Origin of the sequence: Brachybacterium halotolerans subsp. kimchii, from assembly GCF_020792675.1 — a bacterium.
GTDB lineage: Bacteria > Actinomycetota > Actinomycetes > Actinomycetales > Dermabacteraceae > Brachybacterium > Brachybacterium halotolerans.
Map to the genome: position 1 here is coordinate 3565319 of NZ_CP086254.1, position 22007 is coordinate 3587325.

At 69.7% G+C, this 22007-nt stretch carries 31 protein-coding genes; 28 read left to right on the top strand and 3 right to left on the bottom strand.

Annotation, left to right across the window (positions count from 1 at the left end):
* The first annotated feature begins 6 nt into the window (after positions 1 to 6).
* The 28 genes from rplB (at position 7) to Bra3105_RS16040 (ending at position 18542) form a co-directional block, all read left to right on the top strand.
* On the top strand, positions 7 to 843 hold the full coding sequence (gene rplB / locus Bra3105_RS15905) for a 50S ribosomal protein L2 (protein WP_200501868.1): 837 nt from the start codon (positions 7 to 9) through the stop codon (positions 841 to 843).
* 15 nt (positions 844 to 858) lie between these two features.
* Positions 859 to 1140, top strand: a complete 282-nt coding sequence (gene rpsS, locus Bra3105_RS15910; RefSeq protein ID WP_152351781.1) for a 30S ribosomal protein S19 — start codon at positions 859 to 861, stop codon at positions 1138 to 1140.
* A gap of 44 nt (positions 1141 to 1184) precedes the next feature.
* Positions 1185 to 1538: a 50S ribosomal protein L22 gene (gene rplV / locus Bra3105_RS15915; protein WP_200501867.1), complete on the top strand. Its 354-nt coding sequence runs from the start codon at positions 1185 to 1187 to the stop codon at positions 1536 to 1538.
* A gap of 10 nt (positions 1539 to 1548) precedes the next feature.
* Positions 1549 to 2382, top strand: a complete 834-nt coding sequence (gene rpsC / locus Bra3105_RS15920) for a 30S ribosomal protein S3 (RefSeq protein WP_200501866.1) — start codon at positions 1549 to 1551, stop codon at positions 2380 to 2382.
* Positions 2383 to 2387: 5 nt separating this feature from the next.
* The gene (gene rplP, locus Bra3105_RS15925; RefSeq protein ID WP_152351784.1) at positions 2388 to 2807 is read left to right on the top strand and encodes a 50S ribosomal protein L16; all 420 of its coding nucleotides are present in this window, start codon (positions 2388 to 2390) and stop codon (positions 2805 to 2807) included.
* Positions 2807 to 3037: a 50S ribosomal protein L29 gene (rpmC, locus tag Bra3105_RS15930; RefSeq protein ID WP_152351785.1), complete on the top strand. Its 231-nt coding sequence runs from the start codon at positions 2807 to 2809 to the stop codon at positions 3035 to 3037. The genes rplP and rpmC overlap by 1 nt, the downstream gene beginning before the upstream one ends.
* Before the next feature lie 20 nt (positions 3038 to 3057).
* A complete protein-coding gene (rpsQ, locus tag Bra3105_RS15935; protein WP_152351786.1) occupies positions 3058 to 3366 on the top strand; it encodes a 30S ribosomal protein S17 in 309 nt (102 codons plus the stop codon).
* 495 nt (positions 3367 to 3861) lie between these two features.
* Positions 3862 to 5568 carry an MFS transporter gene (locus Bra3105_RS15940; RefSeq protein ID WP_228357670.1) on the top strand — a complete coding sequence of 569 codons (1707 nt, stop codon included), beginning with the start codon at positions 3862 to 3864 and terminating at the stop codon, positions 5566 to 5568.
* 466 nt (positions 5569 to 6034) lie between these two features.
* Positions 6035 to 6403, top strand: a complete 369-nt coding sequence (gene rplN / locus Bra3105_RS15945) for a 50S ribosomal protein L14 (RefSeq protein ID WP_152351787.1) — start codon at positions 6035 to 6037, stop codon at positions 6401 to 6403.
* Position 6404: 1 nt separating this feature from the next.
* Positions 6405 to 6791: a 50S ribosomal protein L24 gene (rplX, locus tag Bra3105_RS15950; RefSeq protein WP_152351788.1), complete on the top strand. Its 387-nt coding sequence runs from the start codon at positions 6405 to 6407 to the stop codon at positions 6789 to 6791.
* Positions 6791 to 7360, top strand: coding sequence for a 50S ribosomal protein L5 (rplE, locus tag Bra3105_RS15955; protein WP_200501865.1), 570 nt, complete (start codon positions 6791 to 6793; stop codon positions 7358 to 7360). Before rplX ends, rplE begins: the two co-directional genes overlap by 1 nt.
* Position 7361: 1 nt before the next feature.
* The gene (locus Bra3105_RS15960; protein WP_152351790.1) at positions 7362 to 7547 is read left to right on the top strand and encodes a type Z 30S ribosomal protein S14; all 186 of its coding nucleotides are present in this window, start codon (positions 7362 to 7364) and stop codon (positions 7545 to 7547) included.
* Between the two features lie 76 nt (positions 7548 to 7623).
* Positions 7624 to 8022 (top strand): 30S ribosomal protein S8, encoded by a 399-nt coding sequence (rpsH, locus tag Bra3105_RS15965; protein ID WP_200501864.1) that lies wholly within the window; start codon positions 7624 to 7626, stop codon positions 8020 to 8022.
* 21 nt (positions 8023 to 8043) lie between these two features.
* Complete coding sequence (gene rplF, locus Bra3105_RS15970; RefSeq protein ID WP_152351792.1) at positions 8044 to 8586, top strand: 50S ribosomal protein L6; 543 nt, start codon at positions 8044 to 8046, stop codon at positions 8584 to 8586.
* Between the two features lie 2 nt (positions 8587 to 8588).
* Positions 8589 to 8975 (top strand): 50S ribosomal protein L18, encoded by a 387-nt coding sequence (gene rplR, locus Bra3105_RS15975; protein ID WP_152351793.1) that lies wholly within the window; start codon positions 8589 to 8591, stop codon positions 8973 to 8975.
* Positions 8976 to 9011: 36 nt separating this feature from the next.
* Complete coding sequence (gene rpsE, locus Bra3105_RS15980) at positions 9012 to 9710, top strand: 30S ribosomal protein S5 (protein ID WP_152351794.1); 699 nt, start codon at positions 9012 to 9014, stop codon at positions 9708 to 9710.
* Positions 9707 to 9889, top strand: a complete 183-nt coding sequence (gene rpmD / locus Bra3105_RS15985) for a 50S ribosomal protein L30 (protein WP_152351795.1) — start codon at positions 9707 to 9709, stop codon at positions 9887 to 9889. Before rpsE ends, rpmD begins: the two co-directional genes overlap by 4 nt.
* Before the next feature lie 3 nt (positions 9890 to 9892).
* Complete coding sequence (gene rplO, locus Bra3105_RS15990) at positions 9893 to 10348, top strand: 50S ribosomal protein L15 (protein WP_214651121.1); 456 nt, start codon at positions 9893 to 9895, stop codon at positions 10346 to 10348.
* Between the two features lie 107 nt (positions 10349 to 10455).
* The gene (secY, locus tag Bra3105_RS15995; protein ID WP_200501863.1) at positions 10456 to 11757 is read left to right on the top strand and encodes a preprotein translocase subunit SecY; all 1302 of its coding nucleotides are present in this window, start codon (positions 10456 to 10458) and stop codon (positions 11755 to 11757) included.
* Entirely contained in the window at positions 11754 to 12392 is a 639-nt protein-coding gene (locus tag Bra3105_RS16000; protein ID WP_228357671.1) for an adenylate kinase, read from the top strand. Before secY ends, Bra3105_RS16000 begins: the two co-directional genes overlap by 4 nt.
* A gap of 27 nt (positions 12393 to 12419) precedes the next feature.
* Positions 12420 to 13262 carry a type I methionyl aminopeptidase gene (gene map, locus Bra3105_RS16005; protein WP_228357672.1) on the top strand — a complete coding sequence of 281 codons (843 nt, stop codon included), beginning with the start codon at positions 12420 to 12422 and terminating at the stop codon, positions 13260 to 13262.
* Between the two features lie 215 nt (positions 13263 to 13477).
* A complete protein-coding gene (gene infA / locus Bra3105_RS16010; RefSeq protein WP_109274698.1) occupies positions 13478 to 13699 on the top strand; it encodes a translation initiation factor IF-1 in 222 nt (73 codons plus the stop codon).
* Between the two features lie 73 nt (positions 13700 to 13772).
* On the top strand, positions 13773 to 13886 hold the full coding sequence (gene rpmJ, locus Bra3105_RS16015; RefSeq protein WP_087105259.1) for a 50S ribosomal protein L36: 114 nt from the start codon (positions 13773 to 13775) through the stop codon (positions 13884 to 13886).
* 275 nt (positions 13887 to 14161) lie between these two features.
* Positions 14162 to 14536, top strand: a complete 375-nt coding sequence (gene rpsM, locus Bra3105_RS16020) for a 30S ribosomal protein S13 (RefSeq protein WP_200501860.1) — start codon at positions 14162 to 14164, stop codon at positions 14534 to 14536.
* An 86-nt stretch (positions 14537 to 14622) separates the two neighbouring features.
* Entirely contained in the window at positions 14623 to 15027 is a 405-nt protein-coding gene (gene rpsK / locus Bra3105_RS16025) for a 30S ribosomal protein S11 (protein ID WP_109274700.1), read from the top strand.
* A 112-nt stretch (positions 15028 to 15139) separates the two neighbouring features.
* On the top strand, positions 15140 to 16135 hold the full coding sequence (locus tag Bra3105_RS16030; RefSeq protein ID WP_200501859.1) for a DNA-directed RNA polymerase subunit alpha: 996 nt from the start codon (positions 15140 to 15142) through the stop codon (positions 16133 to 16135).
* 33 nt (positions 16136 to 16168) lie between these two features.
* Positions 16169 to 16861: a 50S ribosomal protein L17, sunset domain variant gene (rplQ, locus tag Bra3105_RS16035; protein ID WP_228357673.1), complete on the top strand. Its 693-nt coding sequence runs from the start codon at positions 16169 to 16171 to the stop codon at positions 16859 to 16861.
* Positions 16862 to 17039: 178 nt separating this feature from the next.
* Positions 17040 to 18542 carry a peptidoglycan recognition protein family protein gene (locus tag Bra3105_RS16040; protein WP_228357674.1) on the top strand — a complete coding sequence of 501 codons (1503 nt, stop codon included), beginning with the start codon at positions 17040 to 17042 and terminating at the stop codon, positions 18540 to 18542.
* Positions 18543 to 18632: 90 nt separating this feature from the next.
* Here the strand turns inward: Bra3105_RS16040 and rbsK are convergent, their stop codons facing one another.
* The 3 genes from rbsK to Bra3105_RS16055 form a co-directional block, all read right to left on the bottom strand.
* Positions 18633 to 19529 carry a ribokinase gene (rbsK, locus tag Bra3105_RS16045; RefSeq protein ID WP_228357675.1) on the bottom strand — a complete coding sequence of 299 codons (897 nt, stop codon included), beginning with the start codon at positions 19527 to 19529 and terminating at the stop codon, positions 18633 to 18635.
* Position 19530: 1 nt separating this feature from the next.
* Positions 19531 to 20916, bottom strand: a complete 1386-nt coding sequence (gene fucP / locus Bra3105_RS16050; RefSeq protein WP_228357676.1) for an L-fucose:H+ symporter permease — start codon at positions 20914 to 20916, stop codon at positions 19531 to 19533.
* 96 nt (positions 20917 to 21012) lie between these two features.
* Positions 21013 to 22005 carry a sugar-binding domain-containing protein gene (locus tag Bra3105_RS16055; protein WP_228357677.1) on the bottom strand — a complete coding sequence of 331 codons (993 nt, stop codon included), beginning with the start codon at positions 22003 to 22005 and terminating at the stop codon, positions 21013 to 21015.
* Positions 22006 to 22007 lie beyond the last annotated feature (2 nt).

Here is a 22007-nt window from a genome sequence, read left to right on the forward strand (position 1 = left end):
CCCACCATGGGAATTCGCAAGCACAAGCCGACCACGCCGGGCCGTCGCGGCTCGAGCGTCGCCGACTTCGTCGAGATCACTCGCAGTGAGCCCGAGAAGTCGCTGGTCCGCCCGCTCTCCAAGAGCGGCGGCCGCAACTCCAACGGTCGCGTCACCTCGCGTCACCGCGGCGGTGGCCACAAGCGCGCGTACCGCGTGATCGACTTCCGCCGCGCCGACAAGGACGGCGTGAACGCCAAGGTCGCCCACATCGAGTACGACCCCAACCGCACCGCTCGCATCGCGCTGCTGCACTACGCGGACGGCGAGAAGCGCTACATCCTCGCCCCGGCGAAGCTCCGTCAGGGCGACTGGATCGAGAACGGCGCCGGCGCGGACATCAAGCCGGGCAACAACCTGCCCCTGCGCAACATCCCGCTGGGCACCGTGGTGCACGCCATCGAGCTGCGCCCCGGCGGCGGCGCGAAGATCGCCCGCTCGGCCGGCGCCTCCGTGCAGCTGGTCGCCAAGGAGGGCCGCTTCGCGCAGCTGCGCATGCCCTCCGGCGAGATCCGCAACGTCGACGCGGACTGCCGCGCGACCATCGGCGAGGTCGGCAACGCCGAGCAGTCGAACATCAACTGGGGCAAGGCTGGCCGCATGCGCTGGAAGGGCAAGCGCCCGCACGTGCGCGGCGTGGTCATGAACCCGGTCGACCACCCGCACGGCGGCGGCGAGGGCCGCACCTCCGGTGGTCGTCACCCGGTGTCGCCCTGGGGCCAGCCCGAGGGCCGCACCCGGCGTCCGAACAAGGAGAGCGAGAAGCTCATCGTCCGTCGTCGCCGCACGGGCAAGAAGCGCTGATAGGGAGCCAGAAGTATGCCTCGCAGTATTGCCAAGGGCCCGTTCATCGACGACCACCTTCAGAAGAAGGTCGACGTCGCCAACGAGAAGGGCACCAAGAACGTCATCAAGACCTGGTCGCGTCGTTCGGTCATCACGCCGGACTTCCTCGGCCACACCTTCGCAGTGCATGACGGCCGCAAGCACGTCACGGTGTTCGTCACCGAGTCGATGGTGGGCCACAAGCTCGGCGAGTTCGCCCCCACGCGGACTTTCAAGGGCCACGAGAAGGACGACCGGAAGGGCCGTCGTCGCTGATGCGAGTCAGTGACGACAGCACTTCTCTCGAAGAGAGGACAGCAATGGAAGCCAAGGCGCAGGTGCGGTATCTCCGCATGTCGCCCATGAAGGCCCGGCGCGTTGTGGACCTGATTCGTGGCAAGAGCACGGTCGAGGCTCAGGACATCCTGCGGTTCGCACCGCAGGTGGCCTCCGAGCCCGTCCTGAAGCTCGTGCAGTCCGCGATCGCCAACGCCAGGGTGAAGGCCGATCAGGCGGGGGAGCGTTTCGACGAGCGGGAGCTCGTCGTCTCCGCCGCGTACGTCGACGAGGGTCCGACCATGAAGCGGTTCCAGCCGCGTGCTCAGGGTCGTGCCTTCCAGATCAAGAAGCGCACCAGCCACGTCACCGTGGTGGTCGCTCCCGTGAACAAGTAAGGAGTCCCGTATGGGCCAGAAGGTCAATCCCAATGGGTTCCGCCTCGGGATCACCACGGAGCACACCAGCCGGTGGTTCGCCGACTCCACCAAGGAGGGGCAGCGGTACCGCGACTACGTGAAGGAAGACGTCGCGATCCGCAAGCTCATGTCCGAGGGGCTCGAGCGTGCCGGCATCTCCAAGGTCGAGATCGAGCGCACCCGTGACCGTGTCCGCGTCGACCTGCACACCGCCCGCCCGGGCATCGTGATCGGGCGCCGCGGTGCGGAGGCCGAGCGCCTCCGCGGCGAGCTCGAGAAGCTCACCGGCAAGCAGATCCAGCTGAACATCCTCGAGGTCAAGAACCCCGAGGCCGACTCCCAGCTGGTCGCGCAGGGCATCGCCGAGCAGCTCGCCGCTCGCGTGTCCTTCCGCCGTGCGATGCGCAAGGGCATGCAGTCCGCGCAGCGCGCCGGCGCCAAGGGCATCCGCGTGGCGGTCTCCGGCCGCCTCGGCGGCGCCGAGATGAGCCGCAGCGAGTTCTACCGCGAGGGTCGCGTGCCTCTGCACACCCTTCGCGCGAACATCGACTACGGCTTCTACGAGGCCCGCACCGCCTTCGGCCGCATCGGCGTGAAGGTGTGGATCTACAAGGGCGACGTCACCGCCAAGGAGCTCGCGGCCCAGCAGGCCGCCTCGCAGGGTCCCCGCTCCGGTCGGGGCCCGCGTGCCGAGCGTCCGCGCGGCCGTCGCAACGAGCGCAACGCCGCCGCCCGTCAGCAGCGTCCCGAGCAGGCCGAGCAGGCTGCTCCCGCCGCCGCCGAGCAGAGCGCTGCGCCCGCTGAGTCCGGAACGGAGGCCTGAGGGACATGCTGATCCCCCGCAGGACCAAGCACCGCAAGCAGCACCACCCCACCCGCAGCGGCATGTCCAAGGGCGGCAACGATCTCGCGTTCGGCGAGTACGGCATCCAGGCGCTCGCGCCGGCGTACGTCACGAACCGCCAGATCGAGGCCGCGCGTATCGCCATGACCCGCTACATGAAGCGCGGCGGCAAGGTGTTCATCAACATCTACCCCGATCGACCGCTCACCAAGAAGCCTGCCGAGGTCCGCATGGGCTCGGGCAAGGGCTCCGTGGAGTGGTGGGTCGCCAACGTCAAGCCGGGCCGCGTCATGTTCGAGGTCGCCGGTGTGTCCGATGAGGTGGCTCGTGAGGCGCTGCGCCTGGCAGCTCACAAGCTGCCGATGAAGTGCCGCATCCTGAGCCGAGAGGGTGGTGACATCTGATGGCAGCGACCAAGCTCACCGCCGAGGAGCTCGACAAGCTGGACGACCAGAAGCTGGCCGACGAGCTGTCGAAGGCCAAGGACGAGCTGTTCAAGCTCCGCTTCCAGTCCGCGACCGGCCAGCTGGAGAGCTCCGGCCGCCTGCGGTCCGTCAAGAAGGACATCGCGCGGATCTACACGATCCTGCGTGAGCGCGAGCTGGGGATCCGCCAGGCCCCGACCGCCGAGTGACCGCGAAGCGAGGAGAACACATGAACGACAACGTCCACGAGGACGCAGCCGTGGAGGGGCACCACGCCTCCTCGCACGACCGTCCCTACCGCAAGACCCTGCGCGGGTACGTCGTCTCCGACAAGATGGACAAGACCATCGTCGTCGAGGTCGAGGAGCGCGTGAAGCACTCCCTGTACGGCAAGGTCATGACCAAGACCAAGAAGTTCAAGGCGCACGACGAGGAGAACACCGCCGGCATCGGCGACCAGGTCCTCCTCATGGAGACGCGCCCGCTCTCGGCGTCGAAGCACTGGCGCCTGGTCGAGATCATCGAGAAGGCCAAGTGACCCGTCGATCCTCGTGATCGCCGGTGTCATACGCCGCTGAGGCCGGTCGCCCCCACTGGGGGCGGCCGGCCTCTCGCATGTACGCCCGCGCTCCCGTCGACTCCTGCGGGCAGCGGGGGCGCGTCGGCCCCGCACCGGGCCGCGCGCGCCGGCTTCCGGCGGGATGGCACGGCATCCGCGGGAGCGGGGGAGCGGAGTCGGGCGCACCCCTACCGACGTCCGGAATGTGAACCGCGACACGTCCTGTGAGAGATCCGCGTATGCACTGGTCAGACACCGGTTTCGAGCATCGATCCAGGTCATGGACCTGACATCGGCCGCGAAACCTGTTTTCCTAGTGCGCCGTGCCCGCTCCCCGGGACCTCCGCCGGCTCGCCGACGGCTCTCCCTCGGGGCACGAGGAAGGAAGCGCCGACCGCCCCGTCCGCGGGCGTCGGCCCCTCGGCACCGCAGCCCCACGAAGGCAGGTCCATGTCCTCTTCCGAGCCCTCATCTATGCCCGGCGCCGATCCCTCGGTCGGCGCCGACCCCCAGCCCGGCCCGCAGAGCGGGCCCGCACGCGGCCCCCGCCGCACCGGCCGCAAGCTCCTCGGCCGCAAGCCCAAGCAGCCCCGCCTCGAGGTCGACGACGTGCTCGTGGTCAAGGGCTCCAAGATGCGCACCGCGATCGGTGGCACCGTCGTCGGCAACGTCATGGAGTGGTTCGACTTCGGCGTCTACGGCTACATGGCGATCATGCTGTCGCAGCTGTTCTTCGACACCGGCAGCGAATCTCTCGACCAGATCCTCAGCCTCCTCGGCTTCGCGGTGAGCTTCCTCGTGAGGCCCTTCGGCGGGCTGGTGCTCGGACCCCTGGGCGACAAGATCGGCCGCCAGAAGGTCCTGTTCTTCACGATGGCCATGATGGCCCTCGCGACGGCGCTGATCGGCGTGCTGCCGACGATCTCCGACATCGGCGTGTGGGCAGCGTTCCTCCTCTACGCCCTGAAGCTCGTGCAGGGCTTCTCCACCGGCGGCGAGTACGCGGGAGCCACCACGTACGTCTCCGAGTACGCGCCGGACAAGAAGCGCGGCTTCTACGCCTCGACGCTCGATGTGGGCTCCTACTTCGGCTTCGCCCTCGGAGCCGGCGCCGTCGCCCTCACCCACCTCATCACCTCGGCGGTCTGGGGTCCCGATGCGATGCTGGCCTGGGGCTGGCGCGTGCCGTTCCTCATCGCGATCCCGCTCGGCGCGATCGCGATCTGGTTCCGCGCCCGCATCCCCGAGACCCCGGCGTTCGAGGCCACCGAGGCCGAGCAGCAGGCCGAGGGCGGCGCGTCCGCGGAGGATGCCGGATCCCTGCACGCCCGCAAGGGCCCGATCGGCATCGTGCGCTACCACTGGCGCGAACTGCTCATCGCCATCGCGATCGTGGCCGCGACGAACGCGACCGGCTACGCGCTCACGAGCTACATGCCCACCTACCTGGGCACGCAGTTCGGGTACAACGAGATGACGAGCGCGGCGACGACGATCCCGGCACTGCTCATCCTGTGCGTGATGATCCCGATCGCGGGGCGGGCCTCCGACCGCTTCGGGCGGCGCGCGGTCTACTTCGCCGGCGCCGCGGCCTCGGTCGTGCTCATGCTCCCGGCGTTCTGGCTGATGCACCAGAGCTCGTTCCTCGAGATCCAGGTCGCGATGGTGATCGTCGCGCTCCCCGTCGCGCTGTTCGTGGGGCCCTCGGCCGCGGCGCTGCCGGCGCTGTTCCCCACGGCCGCGCGATACGGAGCGATGGGCATCGCCTACAACATCTCGGTCTCGCTGTTCGGCGGCACGACCCCGGTGATCTCCCAGACCCTGATCGAATGGACGGGCAACAGCTACATGCCCGCTCTCTGGCTCATGCTCTTCGGTCTGATCGCCGGCATCGCGGTGTTCTTCATGAGCGAGAGCGCGAAGCGCCCGCTGCTGGGGTCCTTCCCCTCGGTGGAGTCCGAGGAGGAGGCGCGCGACCTCGTCGCCCACCAGGACGAGAACCCGCTGCTGAACACCTCGGAGATGCCCATCGTGGTCGATCCCGAGATGGAGGCGGAGATCGAGGCCGCGATGGACGTCCCCGGCGCGGGTCTCCCGTCTGACGCGGACGCGCAGCTCGAGGACGAGGGCCGCGACGGCAGCGGCGCCTCGGGCGCGGATCGCGTCGGAGCCGGCTCCTGACCGACCCGGAGACCGGCGCCCCCTGAAGGATGCGGGGGAGCGGTGCTCCGCTCACGGGCCCGGCCGACGAACGTCTCGTCGGCCGGGCCCGTCCGCGTCCCGGTGCTTCGCCGCCGGAGCGAGCACTGCGCATGAGCAAGGACACAGGCCCGCCATCGGCCTCGCCCTTCCGCAGGCGCCCCGTGAGCGCCTACACTTGAACGGTTGCTGATCTCGTGCATGCCCTCGGGCGTGCACGGAGGATGCGGACCGCAGCGTCCATCCCCCGTCGGAGACCGCGCACCATCGGCTCCTCGCGAGCCTTCGGGTGTGTCCGAGTCCGCCGGAGGGTTTTTTGATGCCCGCTGCGCTCCGCGCCGCGATCCGGCCCCGAGGCCGGGGATGCGGGCAACGGTCCATATCCGTTCCGCAAGGCTGGCTCCCCGTCCTCGGGTGGCGAGAACCGGCGAGACGACAGGAGTACTGAGTGATTCAGCAGGAGTCGCGACTGAAGGTCGCCGACAACACGGGTGCGAAGGAGATTCTCTGCATCCGCGTTCTCGGTGGCTCCGGTCGCCGTTACGCAAGCATCGGCGACACCATCGTGGCGACCGTCAAGGACGCCATCCCCGGTGGCAACGTCAAGAAGGGCGATGTCGTCAAGGCCGTCGTCGTGCGCACCACCAAGGAGCGCCGCCGCGCCGACGGTTCCTACATCCGTTTCGATGAGAACGCCGCCGTGATCCTCAAGACGGACGGCGAGCCGCGAGGCACGCGCATCTTCGGCCCCGTGGGCCGCGAGCTGCGCGACAAGCGGTTCATGAAGATCATCTCGCTGGCGCCGGAGGTGCTGTGACATGGCAGGCATGAAGATCAAGAAGGGTGACCTGGTCCAGGTCATCACCGGCCGCACGAGCGATGGCGACAAGGCCGCCAAGCGCGGGCTCGAGCCGGGCGACAAGGGCAAGCAGGGCCGTGTGCTCGAGGTGTTCACCGACACGCAGCGCGTGCTGGTGGAGGGCGTCAACCGCCGCACCCACCACCTGCGTCCGACCCAGCAGGGCGGCGCCGGCGGCATCGAGCAGCGCGAGGCTCCGATCCACGTCTCGAACGTGGCGCTCGTCGACCCCGAGGACAACCGTCCCACCAAGGTCGGCTACCGCGTGGAGACCCTCGAGCTCGAGAACGGCCGCACCAAGCAGGTCCGTGTGCGCTACGCCAAGCGCTCCGGGAAGGACATCTGATGAGCACCGTGACGACCGAGGCGCCCACCCCGCGCCTGAAGACCACCTACCGTGACGAGATCAAGGCGAAGCTCTCCGAGCAGTTCGGCTACGAGAACGTCATGCTGGTCCCCGGCCTGACCAAGATCGTCGTGAACATGGGCGTCGGCGACGCCGCTCGCGACTCGAAGGTGATCGACGGCGCGATCCGCGACCTCGCCACCATCACCGGTCAGAAGCCTCAGGTGACCAAGGCCCGCAAGTCCATCGCGCAGTTCAAGCTGCGCGAGGGCATGCCGATCGGCGCCCACGTGACGCTGCGCGGCGACCGCATGTGGGAGTTCCTGGACCGTCTGCTGTCCACGGCCCTCCCGCGCATCCGCGACTTCCGCGGCCTGTCGCCCAAGCAGTTCGACGGCAGCGGCAACTACACCTTCGGTCTCACGGAGCAGGTCATGTTCCACGAGATCGACCAGGACGAGATCGACCGGGTCCGCGGCATGGACATCACGGTCGTGACCACCGCGAAGACCGACGACGAGGGACGCGCCCTGCTCAAGCTGCTCGGCTTCCCCTTCAAGGAGAACTGACATGGCAAAGACAGCGCTGATCAAGAAGCAGGAGCGCAAGCCGAAGTTCGGCGTGCGCGCCTACACCCGGTGCCAGCGGTGCGGTCGTCCGCACTCGGTGTACCGCAAGTTCGGGCTCTGCCGCGTGTGCCTGCGCGAGATGGCTCACCGCGGTGAGCTCCCCGGCGTCACGAAGAGCAGCTGGTAAGGACTATCACCACAGGTCCTGCGAAGAGCGCCACGGCGCCGCTGCAGGAAACCAGGTGAGGAAGAAGCACTAAGACATGACCATGACCGACCCGATCGCGGACATGCTGACGCGTGTCAGGAACGCCTCCGGCGCCTACCACGACACCGTCACCATGCCGTACTCGAAGCTGAAGAGCGGCATCGCGAACATCCTGAAGTCCGAGGGCTACATCCTCGGCTGGCACGAGGAAGAGGCCGAGGTGGGCAAGAACCTCGTCCTCGAGCTCAAGTACGGCCAGAGCCGCGAGCGCGCCATCTCCGGCGTCCGCCGCATCTCGAAGCCGGGCCTTCGCGTGTACGCCAAGTCCACCAATCTGCCCAAGGTCCTCGGCGGCCTGGGCGTGGCGATCCTGTCCACGTCCTCCGGCCTCCTGACCGACAAGCAGGCTGCCAAGAAGGGTGTGGGTGGGGAAGTCCTCGCCTACATCTGGTGAGCGGGAGAGGAGCACACCGATATGTCCCGCATCGGATTCCGACCGGTCCCCGTGCCGGCAGCCGTCCAGAACGTCACCATCGATGGCCGCACCGTCACCGCGACGGGCCCCAAGGGCGAGCTCTCGCACACCGTGCCTGAGCCCCTGACCATCGAGCGCAACGACGCCGGCGAGCTCGTCGTGCGCCGTCCCGACGACGAGCAGGAGAACCGTGCGCTGCACGGCCTCACCCGCACGCTCGTCAACAACATCCTCCTCGGCGTGACCGAGGGGTACGAGAAGAAGCTGGAGATCGTGGGCACGGGCTACCGTGTGACCGCGAAGGGCACCGACCTCGAGTTCGCGCTCGGCTTCTCCCACCCCGTCATCGTGAAGGCTCCCCAGGGGATCTCCTTCTCCGTCGAGTCGCCCACCAAGTTCGCGGTGGCCGGCATCGACAAGCAGCAGGTGGGCCAGGTCGCAGCGAAGATCCGCGGCATCCGCCCGCCCGAGCCGTACAAGGGCAAGGGCGTGCGCTACGCGGACGAGGTCGTGCTGCGCAAGGCCGGAAAGGCTGGTAAGTGATCATGGGTTACGCAGAGAAGCACACGACCGGCTCCCGCGGCAGCCGGCTGCGCGCCCGGGGCCGTCGCCACCTGCGCGTGCGCCGCCGCATCGTCGGCTCCGCCGAGCGCCCCCGTCTGGTGGTCACCCGCTCGCAGCGCCACATGTTCGTCCAGGTCGTGGACGACGCCAAGGGCATCACCCTGGCGTCGGCCTCCACCATGGAGCAGGACCTGCGCGGGGCCGAGGGCACCAAGTCGGACAAGGCCCGCACCGTCGGGACCCTCGTCGCCGAGCGCGCCAAGGCCGCCGGCATCGACGCGGTCGTCTTCGACCGCGGTGGCAACAAGTACCACGGCCGCGTGGCCGCCGTCGCGGACGGCGCTCGCGAGGCCGGCCTGGCACTGTGATCGCCCCCCGGACACAGGACGAGAAGAGGAACTGATATGGCTGCACAGCAGCGGAACAGCGGTCCCGCGGCCTCCGGCCGTCGGGGCGAGAACTCCAACAACGATTCGCGCAGCGGCGGCAACGACCGCGGGCGCGGTGGGCGTCGCGGCGAGGGCCGCGGTCGCCAGCAGGACGCGGAGAAGTCCGCGTTCCTCGAGCGCGTGGTGAACATCAACCGCGTCTCGAAGGTCGTCAAGGGCGGCCGTCGCTTCTCCTTCACCGCTCTCGTGGTGGTGGGCGATGGCGACGGCACCGTCGGCGTCGGCTACGGCAAGGCCAAGGAGGTCCCCTCGGCGATCTCCAAGGGTGTCGAGGAGGCGAAGAAGAACTTCTTCCGCGTCCCGCGCATCCAGGGCACCGTCGTGCACCAGGTCCAGGGCCACGACGCGGCGGGCACCGTCCTGCTGCGTCCCGCCGCCCCCGGCACCGGTGTGATCGCCGGCGGCCCGGTCCGCGCCGTCCTCGAGTGCGCGGGAGTGAACGACGTGCTCTCGAAGTCGCTCGGGTCGAGCAACCAGATCAACATCGTGCGTGCGACCATCGACGCGCTCAAGCAGCTCGAGGAGCCGGAGGCCGTCGCGGCCCGTCGCGGTCTCCCGGTCGAGGACGTCGTCCCCGCCCCGCTGCTGCGCGCCCAGGCCGCAGGCCGCGCCGCCGCTCGCGAGGCCAAGGCCTCCGAGAAGGTGGGTGCGTGATGCAGCTGAAGGTGACCCAGACCCGATCCCTCATCGGCGAGAACCAGATCCAGCGTGCGACCCTGCGCGGCCTCGGCCTCAAGCGCATCGGCGACACGGTGGTGAAGGAGGACCGCCCTGAGATCCGCGGCATGATCCGCGCCGTCACCCACCTGGTGACGGTCGAAGAGGTGGACTGACACATGACTGATTCGCAGAACCCGATGAAGCTCCACGACCTGCGCCCCGCGCCCGGTTCCAAGACCGCGCGCACCCGCGTCGGCCGTGGTGAGGCCTCGAAGGGCAAGACCGCCGGCCGCGGCACCAAGGGCACCAAGGCCCGCTACCAGGTGCCCGCGGGCTTCGAGGGCGGCCAGATGCCCCTGCACATGCGGCTCCCGAAGCTGCGCGGCTTCACCAACCCCTTCCGCGTCGAGTACCAGGTCGTGAACCTGGCGACCCTGTCCGAGCTGTTCCCCGAGGGCGGCACGGTCACGGTCGAGGATCTCGTCGCCAAGGGCGCCGTGCGCAAGAACCAGCCCGTGAAGGTGCTGGGGACGGGCGACGTGAGCGTGAAGCTCGACGTCACCGCGCAGAAGTTCTCCGCCTCGGCGGAGCAGAAGATCACGGCGGCTGGCGGGACGGCCCGCACCGCGTGAGCGCGCTCGCGCTTCTTTGACGGGGCGCCGCAGGGGGAAATACTCTTCCTGCGGTGCCCTGTCGGCATGTCCGGGCCCCATCGACGGGCCCCTGAGAAGGGAGTCACGTGAACGCGTTCGTCCGAGCGTTTCGCACCCCCGAGCTGCGGGCGAAGATCTTCTTCACCCTGGCTCTGATGGCGATCTATCGGCTCGGTGTCTTCGTGCCTACCCCCGGGTTCGACTACACCAACGTCACCGTGTGCGCCGAGCAGGCCTCGACGGGCAGCGGCAGCGTCCTGGGGATGGTGAACCTGTTCTCGGGCGGCGCGCTGCTGCAGATGTCGGTGTTCTCCCTGGGCGTGATGCCGTACATCACCGCCTCGATCATCATCCAGCTGCTGCGCGTGGTGATCCCCCGCTTCGAGGAGCTGCACAAGGAGGGCCAGGCGGGCACCGCCAAGCTCACCCAGTACACGCGCTACCTCACCATCGGCCTCGCCGTGCTGCAGGCCACCACGATCATCACGATGGTGCGCACCGGCAGCTTCTTCGTCGGCTGCAACCTCCAGGTGATCCCCGACCAGGCGATCTTCACCCTGGTCCTCATGGTGCTCACGATGACCGTCGGCACCGTGCTGATCATGTGGATGGGCGAGCTCATCACCGAGCGCGGCATCGGCAACGGCATGTCCCTTCTGATCTTCACCTCGATCGCCGCCGCGTTCCCGTCCTCCATGGGCCAGATCTGGCAGCTGCAGGGCTGGATGACCTTCTCGCTGATCATCCTCGTCGCGCTCGTCGTGATGGTGGGCGTCGTCTTCGTCGAGCAGTCCCAGCGCCGCATCCCCGTCCAGTACGCCAAGCGCATGGTGGGACGGCGCATGTACGGCGGCACCTCCACCTACATCCCGGTCAAGGTCAACCAGGCCGGCGTCATCCCGGTGATCTTCGCGAGCTCCATCCTCGCGCTCCCGCAGCTGATCTCGTCCTTCGGCGACCCGTCGGCCGGATGGGTGCAGTGGGTCAACGCCCACCTCGTGATGGGCGCGAGCTTCTCCTGGATCTACGCGACCGTGTACGTCCTGCTGATCATCTTCTTCGCGTTCTTCTACACCTCGATCACCTTCAACGCGGAGGAGATCGCCGACAACATGAAGAAGTACGGCGGCTTCGTGCCGGGCGTGCGCGCGGGCAAGCCCACCGAGCGCTACCTGCAGTACGTCATCAACCGCATCCAGACGCCCGGCGCCCTGTACCTCGCGGTGATCTCCCTGATCCCGCTGTTCGCGCTCGTCTACCTGGGCGCCAACCAGAACTTCCCGCTTGGCGGCGCGTCCCTGCTCATCATCATCGGCGTCGGACTCGACACCGTGAAGCAGGTCGACGCGAAGCTCCAGCAGCACCACTACGAAGGGATCCTCCGATGACCGATCAGCCCACCACGAGCGCGCAGGGCTCCTCCCCGGAGACGTCGGCCGCCGCGGCCGGTGCCCGCCGCCTGCTGATCATCGGCGCACCCGGTGCGGGCAAGGGCACCCAGGCCGGCCGGATCGCCGACGCCCTCTCCATCCCCGCGATCTCCACGGGAGACATCTTCCGCGCGAACGTCTCCCAGGAGACCGAGCTCGGGAAGCTCGCGAAGTCGTACATGGACAAGGGCGAGTACGTGCCCGACTCCGTCACCAACGACATGGTCCGCTCCCGCCTGTCCGAGAAGGACGCCCGCGACGGCTTCCTGCTCGACGGCTACCCCCGCACCCTCGACCAGGTCGAGGCCCTCGACGGCATCCTGGAGGACGGCGGCGAGGGCGGCGTCGACGCGGTGCTCATGCTCGAGGTCGACTACGACGCCGTGATCCAGCGCCTCGTCGCCCGCGGCGCCGAGCAGGGCCGCTCCGACGACACCGAGGAGACCATCCGTCGCCGCCTCGAGGTCTACGCCGAGCAGACCACGCCGCTCGTCGACGTCTACGAGCGACGGGGCATCCTGCACCGCGTGAACGGCATGCGCTCGATCGACGAGGTCACCGAGGAGCTGCTGAGCGTCCTCGGCGCCCGCTGATCCGCGCACGGGAACCGGGTCGATCCCATGGGCCTGCTGCGCCGCGAACGTCCTGAGATCAAGACGGGGGAGCAGATCGCCCTCATGCGACGCAGCGGCCTGCTGCTCTCGCGCGTGCACGACATGCTCGCCGCGCACATCCGTCCGGGCGTCACCACCGGCGAGCTCGACCGCCTCGCCGAGGAGATGATCCGCGACGAGGGCGCACTGCCGAACTTCAAGGGGTACCAGGGGTATCCCGCCACCCTGTGCATCAGCGTGAACGAGGTGATCGTCCACGGCATCCCGGGTGCGCAGGTGCTCGAGGAGGGCGATCTCGTCTCGATCGACGGCGGTTGCATCGTCGAGGGCTGGCACTCCGACGCCGCCCGGACCCATGTGGTCGGGGGCTACCGCTCCGAGGCCGACCGCCACCTTGTCGAGGTGACCCGGGAGGCCATGTGGCAGGGGATCGTCGCGCTCGCGAGCGCGCGCCGCGTCGGGGAGATCGGCGCCGCCATCGAGGACTATGTGGACGCCGAGGCGCTCGGGGAGCTCAGCCACCTCGAGGAGTTCGGCGGCCACGGCATCGGCACGGCCATGCACCAGGCGCCCGACGTCATGAACTTCCGCACCCGCGATCGCGGCCCGAGGATCGTCCCCGGCATGTGCCTGGCGATCGAGCCGATGCTCGTCCAGGGCTCGGCGGAGTGGGAGATGCTCGCCGACGACTGGACGGTGCGCGCGACCGGCAGCGGCCGCGCCGCCCACGTCGAGCACTCGACCGCGGTCACCGAGCAGGGTCTCGTGGTGCTCACCGCCGCCGACGGCGGGGCCTCCGAGCTCGCCGCCCGGGGAGTGGCCGCCGCGCCCGACCCGCTCGCGGCCTGAGCCCGAGCCCGCGGCGTGACGGGGTTCATCCCCTCCGCCCCTCGGTCCTGCGCGACTTCGACGGTAGGATGGTCGATCGGGTGTGCTCCGTTCGCGTTCGGGCGCGCCCAGGCGCCTCTCACCGGATCCGGGTCCGCCCGGCCCGTGTGCGATGCGCCCGGAGACCGACGCGAAACCCCGCCCCGCGACCGCGGCGGCGAGGAGATAGGGGAGGCATGGCCAAGAAGGACGGCGTGATCGAGGTCGAAGGCACGGTCAAGGAGGCGCTCGCCAACGCGCGCTTCCGGGTCGAGCTGGACAACGGGCACAAGGTGCTTGCGCACATCTCCGGGAAGATGCGGCAGCACTACATCCGCATCCTGCCCGAGGACCGCGTGGTCGTCGAGCTCAGCCCCTATGACCTCGACAAGGGCCGCATCGTCTACCGCTACAAGTGATCCCGGCGCCGCGCATCCGTGCGCGGACCGCCGGGTGGGGAAGAGATTCCCCTGAACCCGCGAGAAGGAAGTCATGAAGGTCAAGCCGAGCGTGAAGCCGATCTGTGACAGCTGCAAGGTGATCCGTCGCCACAGCGTGGTCATGGTCATCTGCAAGAACCCGCGGCACAAGCAGCGTCAGGGCTGATCGGGTCCCCCGAGAATCCCTGGCCGCGCGAGCAGCCGCGCCCGCGCCGCATCCCGAGACCCGCGATCCTGCGGATCGACGAGGGAGGCGAGCGGGCACCCCGGTGAACCGGGAGCCCCGGAGCATCCGGGGCACGGGGCCACGGCCCCGACACAACAGAAGAGCCGACACCGCCGACGGGGGAGACCCCGACGGACACCCGCAGACGGAGGCTGCGGCGCACCACGGGTGCGAGGTGTCGTCTCAGGCCTCCGAGACAGTAGGAGAACTGCACCATGGCACGTCTGGTTGGCGTTGACCTGCCGCGCGACAAGCGCGTCGAGGTCGCCCTGACGTACATCTTCGGCATCGGGCGCACCCGCGCCCTCGAGACCATCGCCGCCACCGGCGTGGACCCGAGCATCCGTGTGCGCGACCTCAGCGACGAGGACCTCGTCAAGCTGCGCGATCACATCGAGGCGAACTACCAGCACGAGGGCGATCTGCGCCGCGAGATCGCCGCGGACATCCGCCGCAAGGTCGAGATCGGCAGCTACCAGGGCCTGCGCCACCGTCGTGGCCTGCCCGTGCACGGCCAGCGCACGAAGACCAACGCGCGCACCCGCAAGGGCCCCAAGCGCACCGTGGCCGGCAAGAAGAAGGCCCGCTGATCAGCGCCCCGCGCGCCCTGCAGCAACTCCGCGCCGCCTCTTCACGGCGCATCGATCACCTGAACTGAACCGAGGAGCTCCGCCTCATGGCTACGAAGACCCGCCAGGCGGCGGCGCGCAAGCCGCGCCGCAAGTCCAACAAGAACATCGTGAACGGCCAGGCTCACATCAAGAGCACGTTCAACAACACCATCGTCTCCATCACCGACCCCACCGGCGCCGTGATCTCCTGGGCCTCCGCGGGCCAGGTCGGCTTCAAGGGCTCGCGCAAGTCCACGCCCTACGCCGCGCAGATGGCCGCCGAGGCCGCCGCCCGCCGCGCGCAGGAGCACGGCCTGAAGAAGGTCGACGTCTTCGTGAAGGGCCCGGGCTCGGGCCGCGAGACCGCGATCCGCTCGCTCACCGCGACCGGCCTCGAGGTCGGCTCCATCCAGGACGTCACCCCCCAGGCCCACAACGGCACCCGCCCCCCGAAGCGTCGTCGCGTCTGATGCAGCCGTCGTTCCGGCGCGCTCCCGCTGAGGGAGGGCGCTGGGACGACGACCCGTGGTCATCCACCCCTCATGAGCGTCATATGGCGGACGCTCGCAGAAAGGACACACCGTGCTCATTGCACAGCGCCCCACGCTGACCGAAGAGGTCGTGTCGGAGTACCGCTCCCGGTTCGTCATCGAGCCGCTCGAGCCCGGGTTCGGCTACACGCTCGGCAATTCGCTGCGCCGCACCCTCCTGTCCTCGATCCCCGGTGCCGCGGTCACCTCGATCCGCATCGACGGCGTGCTGCACGAGTTCAGCACCGTCCCCGGGGTCAAGGAGGACATCACCGAGGTCATCCTGAACATCAAGGGCCTGGTCGTCTCCTCGGAGAACGACGAGCCCGTCGTGATGTACCTGCGCAAGGAGGGTGAGGGCGACGTGACCGCCGCCGACATCACCCCGCCGGCCGGCGTCGAGATCCACAACCCGGATCTGCACATCGCGACCCTCTCGTCGAAGGGCCGCCTGGAGATCGAGCTGGTCGTCGAGCGCGGCCGCGGCTACGTCTCCGCCGCGCAGAACAAGGGCGTGGACGCCGAGATCGGCCGCGTGCCGGTCGACTCGATCTACTCGCCCGTGCTCAAGGTGACCTACAAGGTCGAGGCTACCCGCGTCGAGCAGCGCACCGACTTCGACCGTCTGATCGTGGACGTCGAGACCAAGCCGGCCATCTCCCCGCGCGACGCCGTGGCGTCGGCCGGGAAGACCCTGGTCGAGCTGTTCGGCCTGGCCCACGAGCTGAACAACGAGGCCGAGGGCATCGACATCGGCCCCTCGCCGACGGACCAGGCGCTCGCGCAGGACCTCGCCCTGCCGATCAGCGACCTGAACCTCACGGTCCGCTCGTACAACTGCCTCATGCGCGAGGGCGTGCACACCGTCGGTGAGCTCACCTCCCGCTCCGAGGCCGATCTGCTGGACATCCGCAACTTCGGGCAGAAGTCCATCGACGAGGTCAAGGCGAAGCTCGCCGACCTCGGTCTGTCGCTCAAGGACTCGCCGGCCGGCTTCGATCCGTCGGCCATCGCGACCTACGACGACGACTACGGCGACCAGTACTGACCTTCCGTCTTTCCATCTTCTAGGAGAACGACCATGCCTGCTCCCACCAAGGGTGCTCGCCTCGGTGGATCCCCCGCCCACGAGCGGATGATCCTCGCGAGCCTCGCGACCGAGCTGTTCCGTCACAAGTCCATCACCACCACCGAGACCAAGGCGAAGCGGCTGCGTCCGTACGCCGAGCGTCTGGTGACCTTCGCGAAGAAGGGCGACCTGGCCTCGCGCCGTCGCGTCATGCGCACCATCCGCGACCGCGGCGTCGTGCACGTGCTCTTCGAGGAGATCGCCCCGACGTTCTCCGAGCGTCCCGGCGGCTACACCCGCATCACCAAGGTCGGCCCCCGCAAGGGCGACAACGCCCCCATGGCCGTCATCGAGCTGGTCAGCGAGGCGTACTCGCCCAAGCAGGCCGTCGTGAAGGAGGCCGAGGGCGCCGCCAAGGGCGCTGCGAAGGCCGACGACGCGAAGGCCGACGACGCCGCCGCGGAGACCCCCGCGGCCGACGCCGCGACCGAGGCGCCCTACGGCGAAGACTCCTTCCGCGGGGAGAACCCGCCCGAGGGCTTCGACATCAAGGGCAACGAGGACTCGATGAAGTTCCACGCCCCGGACTCTCCCTGGTACGGCCGCACAGTCGCCGAGGTCTGGTTCCGCACCGCCGAGGCCGCCGAGAAGGCCGGCTTCGTCAACGCGGTGAAGAACGCCGACGAGGAGTCCGAGGAGGCCTGATCCAGGCCCCGAGGAGTCCGCGTCGTCCGACGCACGAAGGGCCCGCCGAGCAGCTGCTCGGCGGGCCCTTCGTCATCCCGCGGTCGTCCGCGGTCGTCCCAGGGGCGGCGCCGCGTCGCCCGCATCCGCTAGCGTGGGCGGCGTCCGAGCCGGAACCCTTCCCCCCAGGAGACCTGCCATGACCCCGCGTCCCACGACCCCTGAGCCCACCACCCCTGAGCCCATGACACCGGGCATCGACCGCCGCGGACTGCTGCGCGCCGGCGCCCTCACCCTTCCCCTCGCGCTCGCCGGCGGCGGCGCGCTGGCCCTCGCCGCGCCGGTCCACGCCGACCCCTCGGTCACGGGCGGCGAGACCCGCACGCGCGACGTGCCCCTCGCGGACCTGCCCCGGCGCGCGAGCGACCAGGGCGCCCGAGCCCGCGTGATCGAGGGCGCCGCCGCCACGATGGTCGGCGCCAGCTGGAGCGGTGCGGAGCCCGACGTCCTGCGGGTGCGCGGCCGCGCGAGCGGGGCGGAATGGACCTCCTGGTTCCCGCTCGAGATCGCCGAGGATCCCGAGGACGGCACGTCGCTCGGCGCCGCGGAGCCCGCCTGGCTGGGCGCGGCCGACGAGATCGAGCTGGTCGCGGTCCGCGACGGCGAGGACGTCAGCGACGAGCTCACCGCCCATGTCCTCACCACCTCCCCGCGCGAGGAGGAGAAGGACGGCGCCGCCCCGTCGGCCCCGACGCGCATGAGCACCCGGGCGGTCGCCGCGGGCGACGCCGTGGAGCTCGGCCCCGGCGCCCCCACGATCGTGCGCCGCAGCGCCTGGGGCGCCGACGAGTCGCTCGTGGGCTCGGTGAGCTCCGCGAGCGAGCTGCGGGCCGTGGTCGTCCACCACACCGCGGGCTCGAACTCCTACGCGAAGGCCGACGCGCCCCAGCTCCTGCGCGGCATCCTCAGCTACCACACGAAGACCCTGGGCTGGGCGGACATCGGCTACAACCTGCTCGTCGACCGCTACGGCACGATCTACGAGGGACGCCACGGCGGCCTGCACAAGCACATCATCGGAGCGCACGCCTACGGCTTCAACACCTTCAGCTGCGGGGTCAGCGTGATGGGCACCTTCACCTCGAGCGCCCCGCCCAGCGCCGCGATCTCCGCGGTGCAGAAGGTCGCCGCCTGGAAGCTGCTCGGCGCCTTCCGCACGAACGCGAGCCAGCAGTTCGACTGGGTCTCCACCGTGACCGGCGGTGGCAGCCTGTACGACGAGGGCGAGACGGCGCACCTGCGGCGCATCTTCGGCCACCGGGACGTGAACGCGACCGAGTGCCCGGGGAACGCCTTCTACCCGAAGCTCTCCGGGATGCGCAGCGCGACGACCTCCGCGATCTCGAGCGCGTGGCGCCTCCACCTGGACGCCTTCGCGAGCCCGGGGGAGAAGACGCTGGGCACCGTCACCCAGCTCGTCCACGTCGAGGGGGCCTACTACGTCACCCGGCTGACCAAGGGCTTCGTCGTCTCCAGCGCGTCCGGCGCGAAGGACGCCAGGGCGACCCAGTTCCGCACCTGGACCACGGCTTGGGGTCTCCCGCTCGCCGCCTCGCGGGTCGTGGACGGCCGCCGCATCCAGGACTTCTCGAACGGCCAGGCCGTGCGCGAGGACGGCAAGGAGACCTTCACCCGTTCCTGACCCGAGCACAGGGGTGCCGGGGCGTCCCCGACCCGGGCCCGCGCGTGGGCGTCAGGCCCGCGCTGTGGCGTCAGGCGCGCGCACAGGATGTCAGGCCCACGCGTAGGAGGACTGCGTGCCCTGACGGGTGACCGAGTCCGCCGCGTAGGCGGTCCCGGCGCGGATCGCCCCGGCGACGTCGCGCGTGCGCACCCACTGCGTCGCGAAGCAGCCGATGAACGCGTCCCCGGCGCCCGTGGTGTCGACGGCCTGCACCGCCGGGGCGTCGATGAGCTCGCGACCGCCCTCGTGGATCCACAGGGCGCCGCGCGCGCCCAGGGTGACGATGACGTTGCGGATCCCCGCGGCGAGCAGCACCTCGGCGGCGCGCTGGATGTCCTCGAGACCGTCGACCGGCATCCCGGTGAGCAGCTCGAGCTCCGACTCGTTGGGCACCAGGAACTCCACCCCGGTGATGCGGGAGAGGTCCAGGTCGGGGGAGGCGGGGGCCGGGTTCAGCAGCACAGGGATGCCGAGCTCGGCCCCCAAGGCCATCGCGGCCGCGACGGTCTCGAGCGGGATCTCGAGCTGGAGGACGATGAGCTCGCAGCGTGCGATCGCGTCCCGGGCGTCCTCGACGTCCTGCGGGGTGAGCAGAGCGTTCGCCCCCTTGATGATGAGGATCGAGTTGCGCGACTCGGGGTCCACGAAGATCGGGGCGACCCCGGAGGAGGCCCGTGTACGCAGCACGTGCTCGGTGCCGATGCGGTTGTCCTCGAAGTTCTTCAGCGTGGTCTCGGCGAAGACGTCGTCGCCCACGCGCGTGACCATCACGACCTCGGATCCCAGCCGCGCCGCGGCCACCGCCTGGTTCGCTCCCTTGCCCCCGCAGCCCATGCGGAAGTCCGGCGCCTCGACCGTCTCGCCCTCGCCCGGCATCCGGTGGATGTAGGAGATGAGGTCGACCATGTTCGAGCCGACGACGGCGATCCTCGCCTCGTGCGCCATCTCAGTTCTCCTCGTCGGTCGTCGTCCGTCGGCCGCGCCGACGCAGGATCAGAAAGTACACGAGCACCGCGGCGAAGCAGAACAGGTTCACGATGAAGCTGAAGCGCATCGAGCCCGTGGTGTCGGAGATCAGGCCCTGCACGGCGGGGATCACGGCGCCGCCGATGATCGACATGACGATGATCGCCCCGCCGGTCTCGGTGAAGCGCTTGTCCTCGATGACGTCGAGGTTGCGGGCGAAGACCGTCGCCCAGCACGGGCCCAGCAGCGCGGAGGCGACGATCGCCGCGTACACCGAGGTGAAGTTCGGGGCCGTGACCACGTAGAGGATCGTGACCATGCCGAGCGCCGAGTAGACGATGAGCACGAGGTCCTCGTCGAAGCGGGTCATCAGCAGGTTCGCCACGAACTTGCCGACGAAGAAGGCGATGAACGCGGCGATCAGGTACGAGGCGGCCGCGCGCTCGTTGAGGGAGTCGTCGAGGACCAGGGCCAGGCGGATCGTGAAGGACCACAGGGCGGTCTGCATGCCCACGTACAGGAACTGGGTCACGATGCCCGCGCAGAAGATCCGGTTGCGCAGCAGGTACGCGAGGGTCTCGCCGATCGAGGCCTTCTGCTCGGTGGCGTCGTCCCGCAGCGGCTTGGAGTGGGGGTACTGGGTGATCGCGATGAGCGCCACGAGCACGAGCAGCAGCACGAGGATCACCTTGTAGGGCTCGAGCGTGCGGCCGAGCGCCTCCGAGGTGATCGCCAGGCGCTCGGACTGCGAGGAGGCGTTCGCGACGCGCTCGTGCAGCGCGTCGCCGTCGGTGAAGACGAGGAACTTGCCCAGCAGCGCGCCGCCCAGGAAGCCGAAGGCGGTGAAGGTCTGGGAGATGTTCAGCCGCAGCGTCGCGCGGCGCCGGGGGCCGATCATCGAAGAGTAGGTGTTCGCCGAGGTCTCCAGGAACGACAGCCCGATGGCGATCGCGAACAGCGAGCACAGGAACACCGAGTACGTCGCGACCTGCGAGGCGGGGAAGAACAGCACGCAGCCCAGCACGTAGACGCTGAGCCCGATCAGCAGCCCCGTCTTGTAGCTGGTGCGGCGGATCACCCGGCTGGCGGGGATCGCGACCAGGAAGTAGCCGCCGTAGAACGCGGACTGCACGAAGGCGGAGGCGAAGTCCGAGAGAGTGAAGACGGCCTTGAACTGGGTGATCAGGATGTCGTTCATGCTGGCCGCCATGCCCCACATGGGGAAGCAGATCGACAGCAGGATGAACTGGAACAGCGGCGTGCGGTCGAGGTAGCCGTCCTTCAACTGACGGGAGCGATCCTTGATGATGCCCCAGGACGTGTTGGGCACGCCCTCCTCGCCCACGGCGGTCTTCGCGGTGGTCATTCCAACTCCTTTGTTCGGACACCTCAGTGAAGGTGTCCCCTGCCCACCGGTGCAACGACGAAGCGGCACATATGTGCCGATGCGGGGGCGGGGCCGTCAGACCTCGTCCGCCAGCAGCTGCCTGGCCGTGGCGAGGTCCGTGACCAGGTGGTGCGCGTAGCGCCGGGCGAGCGCAGCCCGGATCACGCCGACCTGCTCCGCGCCGCCCGCGACGAGCACCGTGCGGAACCTCCTGCGCAGGTCGGTGAGGGTGGGGCCCGCGGTGCGCTGGCTCAGCGTGGGTGCGACGATGCGCCCGTCGGCGTCGAGGAAGCGCCCGCAGATCCGGCCGACGGCGTGCTCCCGGATCTGCGCGCGCTCCGCGTCCGTGAGGAGGTCGGGACGGGCCAGCGCCCGCGGATCCGCGGCTGCGGCGCCGAACAGGAGGACGCCGGCCGCGCGCACGAGCGCCTCGTGCGCCCGGGCGTCCGCCTCCTCCTCGCGGGCGATCCGCGCGGCGAGCGAGGCGTGGACGGAGTCCGCGGGACCGCGGTGGACGGGGAACGCGGTGCGGGCGGCGAAGGCCTCGAACGCGGGGTCGGGGCCGTCGGCCCGTCCCTGGCCGCCGAGCACGACGAGGGAGCCGGGGCGCGCACGCAGGCGCCCGAGCGCCGACTCGAGGGTCGCGCGCACGGCGCTCGACCACCACGCCGCGAGCGCCGCGTCCTCCAGGGCGCCGGCGGCGTCGAGCATCTCGGCGGCTCCGACGCCCAGGGCATGGTCCAGATCGGCGGGTCCGCGGCCCGCGGGCACGACGAGGCGCACGTCGCCCAGGCCGAAGCGCTCGCGCAGGCCCTGGGTGAGGGTGCGGTCGGACTCCCGCGGATCGAGTACGAGGGTGCGCACGAATCCCTTCGCGCGCGCGGTCGCCAGCAGCTTCGAGACCTGCGGACGGGAGACGTGCAGGGCCTCGGCGATCCGCTGCTGGGAGAGACCGCGGCCGTGGGCGAGCTTGGCCGCGTCCAGGGCGAGGGCGTCACGGGCGCTCAGCGGCTGCTCCCCGCCGGACGAAACCTCTCCGTCGGAAGCCCTGCCGTCGGCCCCGTGCATCG

What these genes read in the sequence shown, in the direction of transcription:
- rplB (WP_200501868.1), top strand. Translation starts at nt 7, where the DNA reads ATGGGAATTCGCAAGCACAAGCCGACCACGCCGGGCCGTCGCGGCTCG.
- rpsS (WP_152351781.1), top strand. Translation starts at nt 859, where the DNA reads ATGCCTCGCAGTATTGCCAAGGGCCCGTTCATCGACGACCACCTTCAG.
- rplV (WP_200501867.1), top strand. Translation starts at nt 1,185, where the DNA reads ATGGAAGCCAAGGCGCAGGTGCGGTATCTCCGCATGTCGCCCATGAAG.
- rpsC (WP_200501866.1), top strand. Translation starts at nt 1,549, where the DNA reads ATGGGCCAGAAGGTCAATCCCAATGGGTTCCGCCTCGGGATCACCACG.
- rplP (WP_152351784.1), top strand. Translation starts at nt 2,388, where the DNA reads ATGCTGATCCCCCGCAGGACCAAGCACCGCAAGCAGCACCACCCCACC.
- rpmC (WP_152351785.1), top strand. Translation starts at nt 2,807, where the DNA reads ATGGCAGCGACCAAGCTCACCGCCGAGGAGCTCGACAAGCTGGACGAC.
- rpsQ (WP_152351786.1), top strand. Translation starts at nt 3,058, where the DNA reads ATGAACGACAACGTCCACGAGGACGCAGCCGTGGAGGGGCACCACGCC.
- Bra3105_RS15940 (WP_228357670.1), top strand. Translation starts at nt 3,862, where the DNA reads ATGCCCGGCGCCGATCCCTCGGTCGGCGCCGACCCCCAGCCCGGCCCG.
- rplX (WP_152351788.1), top strand. Translation starts at nt 6,405, where the DNA reads ATGGCAGGCATGAAGATCAAGAAGGGTGACCTGGTCCAGGTCATCACC.
- rplE (WP_200501865.1), top strand. Translation starts at nt 6,791, where the DNA reads ATGAGCACCGTGACGACCGAGGCGCCCACCCCGCGCCTGAAGACCACC.
- Bra3105_RS15960 (WP_152351790.1), top strand. Translation starts at nt 7,362, where the DNA reads ATGGCAAAGACAGCGCTGATCAAGAAGCAGGAGCGCAAGCCGAAGTTC.
- rpsH (WP_200501864.1), top strand. Translation starts at nt 7,624, where the DNA reads ATGACCATGACCGACCCGATCGCGGACATGCTGACGCGTGTCAGGAAC.
- rplF (WP_152351792.1), top strand. Translation starts at nt 8,044, where the DNA reads ATGTCCCGCATCGGATTCCGACCGGTCCCCGTGCCGGCAGCCGTCCAG.
- rplR (WP_152351793.1), top strand. Translation starts at nt 8,589, where the DNA reads ATGGGTTACGCAGAGAAGCACACGACCGGCTCCCGCGGCAGCCGGCTG.
- rpsE (WP_152351794.1), top strand. Translation starts at nt 9,012, where the DNA reads ATGGCTGCACAGCAGCGGAACAGCGGTCCCGCGGCCTCCGGCCGTCGG.
- rplO (WP_214651121.1), top strand. Translation starts at nt 9,893, where the DNA reads ATGACTGATTCGCAGAACCCGATGAAGCTCCACGACCTGCGCCCCGCG.
- Bra3105_RS16000 (WP_228357671.1), top strand. Translation starts at nt 11,754, where the DNA reads ATGACCGATCAGCCCACCACGAGCGCGCAGGGCTCCTCCCCGGAGACG.
- map (WP_228357672.1), top strand. Translation starts at nt 12,420, where the DNA reads ATGGGCCTGCTGCGCCGCGAACGTCCTGAGATCAAGACGGGGGAGCAG.
- infA (WP_109274698.1), top strand. Translation starts at nt 13,478, where the DNA reads ATGGCCAAGAAGGACGGCGTGATCGAGGTCGAAGGCACGGTCAAGGAG.
- rpmJ (WP_087105259.1), top strand. Translation starts at nt 13,773, where the DNA reads ATGAAGGTCAAGCCGAGCGTGAAGCCGATCTGTGACAGCTGCAAGGTG.
- rpsM (WP_200501860.1), top strand. Translation starts at nt 14,162, where the DNA reads ATGGCACGTCTGGTTGGCGTTGACCTGCCGCGCGACAAGCGCGTCGAG.
- rpsK (WP_109274700.1), top strand. Translation starts at nt 14,623, where the DNA reads ATGGCTACGAAGACCCGCCAGGCGGCGGCGCGCAAGCCGCGCCGCAAG.
- rplQ (WP_228357673.1), top strand. Translation starts at nt 16,169, where the DNA reads ATGCCTGCTCCCACCAAGGGTGCTCGCCTCGGTGGATCCCCCGCCCAC.
- Bra3105_RS16040 (WP_228357674.1), top strand. Translation starts at nt 17,040, where the DNA reads ATGACCCCGCGTCCCACGACCCCTGAGCCCACCACCCCTGAGCCCATG.
- rbsK (WP_228357675.1), bottom strand. Translation starts at nt 19,529, where the DNA reads ATGGCGCACGAGGCGAGGATCGCCGTCGTCGGCTCGAACATGGTCGAC.
- fucP (WP_228357676.1), bottom strand. Translation starts at nt 20,916, where the DNA reads ATGACCACCGCGAAGACCGCCGTGGGCGAGGAGGGCGTGCCCAACACG.
- Bra3105_RS16055 (WP_228357677.1), bottom strand. Translation starts at nt 22,005, where the DNA reads ATGCACGGGGCCGACGGCAGGGCTTCCGACGGAGAGGTTTCGTCCGGC.